The sequence below is a fragment of the Vibrio sp. 378 genome, assembly GCF_033339435.1.
Genome location: NZ_JAWOUO010000706.1, coordinates 1 through 635 on the forward strand (window position 1 = coordinate 1; position 635 = coordinate 635).

General features: G+C 41.7%; 1 protein-coding gene. It reads left to right on the forward strand.

Annotated elements, in window-relative coordinates; genetic code table 11:
• Window positions 1–58: 58 nt before the first annotated feature.
• Window positions 59–635 (forward strand): pilus assembly protein N-terminal domain-containing protein (locus R7Q48_RS28395; RefSeq protein WP_318133666.1); only part of this gene is annotated, 577 nt, incomplete at its 3' end.

Genomic DNA, 635 nt, shown 5'->3' on the forward strand with positions numbered 1-635 from the left:
AAAGTAGCGATTTAATTGAGCATCGATTTGGCGTTCGACAGCTGAGAGGGAATTAAGGGTGTTCAATAAAAATATACTATTAGTCACATTAGGAGTGGCGCTATTACTCCCAGCTTCAGTCTCCGCAGGGGAGCTATTGAGCTTAGATAAAGGCGCAGCAAAAACCATTAACGTAAAACGTAACATCGACACCGTATTTGTCGCAGACACTCAAATTGCGGACTACAAGGTAATCGCAAATGGGAAGCTCGTGATTTACGGTATCGGTCGTGGTGCAACGTCGATCATTGCTTATGATCGAGCCGGAAACGAAATTTATAACGCAGAAGTGGTAGTCAACAAGAGTCTAAGACTTTTAAAGCAAACCATTATTGCGAGATATCCAGATGAAGACATTAAGCTGACCAATATTGGTGAGCAAATAGTCATTGATGGTGTTGTTAGCAGCGAAGAGATCAAAGACAAAGTTTACCGCCATGTTGGCGAGATGCTGAAAAAGAGTAAGCAAAGAAACACTTTTGAGCTGTCTGGCGCAAATGGAGAATCCGTTGATCCGCTTGACTATACAGCTACTTACGTTTTCGAAGATATCATCAACAACTTAAAAGTGCTCACTACCGATCAAATCAATGTGA